Origin of the sequence: Hathewaya proteolytica DSM 3090 (assembly GCF_900142225.1) — a bacterium.
In the GTDB taxonomy this organism is placed as follows: Bacteria; Bacillota; Clostridia; order Clostridiales; family Clostridiaceae; genus Hathewaya; species Hathewaya proteolytica.
In genome coordinates, this window is record NZ_FRAD01000042.1 from 1 (window position 1) to 2199 (window position 2199).

Sequence of the window (2199 nt, forward strand, 5' to 3'; positions counted from 1 at the left end):
ATCAAACCTAAACTTTCTTGTCAACAACTTTTTTCAATTTTTTTTGAAGTTAAGTTGTTTGCTTGAGCTTACCTTTTAAAGGCTTGTCTCTCGCGGCGACAAGATATATCTTATCACACAAAAAATTGATTATAATATTGAAAATTGCCGTTAATAGTCATTGTTTTGCTTATCCTTTCATATACTCTTTATTCCTCTATATTTTACTTACTGATACACGAGGTAATGTTTCCATGAAGAATATTAATATTTTCCATGAAAAACACCATTTAATCTTCACTTCACAACTTATATATTGTATAATCTTATCAATAGAAATTTAGATTTACTACAATAAAACTATGGAGGCGATAAACATGGAAGAATTAAAAATTGGTATGAAAGCACCTGACTTTGAATTATTAGGCTCCGATGATAAAACGCATAGTTTAAAAGACTTTATTGGCAAAAACATAGTATTATATTTCTACCCAAAGGACAACACTGCTGGCTGCACAAAAGAAGCCATAGCATTTAAAGAAATCGCTGGTACCTATGATGAGCTTAATACGCTAATAATAGGTATAAGCAGAGATACCGTGGCATCACACAAAAAATTCATCGATAAACATGAATTAAATTTTCTTCTTCTTTCTGATAAGGAAGAAGTAGCTTGTAAGCTTTATGATGTAATAAAAGAAAAAACTATGTGCGGCAAAAAATCCATGGGTATTGAAAGAAGCACCTTTATCATAGACCCAGCTGGAAATATCAAAAACATCTTCAGAGGTGTAAAAGTACCTGGCCATGCTGATGCCGTATTGTGTGAATTAAAATAATATTTTAAACCAAACATGGATATTTAAAACAAAAAGTACTGGAGCATAAAACTTCAGTACTTTTTATATAATTATTTAAATTAAAATTATTTTGCCAATAATTCATTTGAACAATTTTATATTTATTACTTGGTACATTTTAAAACACAATATTCATCTACAGTATCCTCTAAAGGTAGTCCATCAATTTTCAGAACGTCAAGGATTACACCCGTTGGTGTTGGTTTCACATGTGCATCTATACTATTTTCAACACTACAGTTCCAAGGTTGGGATGAGAAGTATGATAAAGCATTTTTTTCTGTTGCTAGGCTTTCCATACCTGCTTTCTTCATGAAATCTATATGAACCGTATCTTGCTCTTTAAAAAAAATCATTATAGGCATGAACATTTTCCCACATATCCTATGAAGTTCCTTAACAACATCACCTGCATTTTCAATATTACTTATTCCTACATTACTAGTCATATATTCTACGCTATTATCTTTAAAAGGAGTTCTTCTAGCATCAAAAGCTACAAGGCTGAGCTTATCATACATACCATTCACTTGAAAGTACTGTTTATCTCTCATAAGAACTGTAGGGCTAAAATCCGTAGCCATTATCTCGTTAGGTAAGTTTTTCAATAACAACTCCGCAAAATAAGCCCTTCCTGAAGCTATATCTACTATAGGCGCTGTAGTTCCTTTCAACTGCTTTAAAACATATGTTTGCTGGCTATCCCAAGCTTCCATAAGCTCTGTGGTGTATATTTTTTTAAGTGCCATTCTGTACATTTCATGGGCTTTTTTATAGTTCTTTTCTTCTTCAATATAAAATAGCTTCCCCCAATAGTCTCCCGGACTTAATTTATCCTCATCTGTGGATAAAAATTCTTCCTTTTTCAGCGGCTCTGAGTCTAGATATTCATGTAAACCACCTTTTCCCTGTTCCCAATAATCATTTCGTTGAAGATCTGGTGTCAAGAAAATTCCTATTTCATCCTTAACTTCATACTTTGCACCGCATTGACTACATGTAACCTCTGCATTTATTATTCTGGACTCACTTTCTTCGCATATATTCCATTGTAATTGCCCATGACATTTTGGACATTGCAACATATCCTCAAAAATCTTTTTCATCTTTGCATATCCCCTTTTTTAGAATTTTATAAATTATTATATCATATTCCCACATATATTTGTGTATTTTTCTTGTATAATACAAAAAAATAAAGAATTAAAAACTGCACAACTGCTGTACAATCTTTAATTCTTTATTTAAAAAATGAAACTTAAACCTTGGTGGCTCGAACTGGAATCGAACCAGTGACACGAGGATTTTCAGTCCTCTGCTCTACCGACTGAGCTATCGAGCCATATGGCTCCGCGAAAAG

The 2199-nt window shown here is 32.6% G+C and carries 2 protein-coding genes and 1 tRNA gene; 1 reads left to right on the forward strand and 2 read right to left on the reverse strand.

Features of this window, described 5'->3' with window-relative positions; all coding sequences use genetic code 11:
- Nucleotides 1–356: 356 nt before the first annotated feature.
- On the forward strand, nucleotides 357–818 hold the full coding sequence (locus tag BUA73_RS13610; protein WP_084672281.1) for a peroxiredoxin: 462 nt from the start codon (nucleotides 357–359) through the stop codon (nucleotides 816–818).
- 125 nt (nucleotides 819–943) lie between these two features.
- On the opposite strand, the gene BUA73_RS13615 is transcribed toward BUA73_RS13610, so the two are convergent.
- Nucleotides 944–1945 (reverse strand): methyltransferase domain-containing protein, encoded by a 1002-nt coding sequence (locus BUA73_RS13615; RefSeq protein WP_072904640.1) that lies wholly within the window; start codon nucleotides 1943–1945, stop codon nucleotides 944–946.
- Between the two features lie 160 nt (nucleotides 1946–2105).
- A tRNA-Phe gene (locus BUA73_RS13620) sits at nucleotides 2106–2181 on the reverse strand.
- Nucleotides 2182–2199: the final 18 nt, after the last annotated feature.

What these genes read in the sequence shown, in the direction of transcription:
- BUA73_RS13610 (WP_084672281.1), top strand. Translation starts at nt 357, where the DNA reads ATGGAAGAATTAAAAATTGGTATGAAAGCACCTGACTTTGAATTATTA.
- BUA73_RS13615 (WP_072904640.1), bottom strand. Translation starts at nt 1,945, where the DNA reads ATGAAAAAGATTTTTGAGGATATGTTGCAATGTCCAAAATGTCATGGG.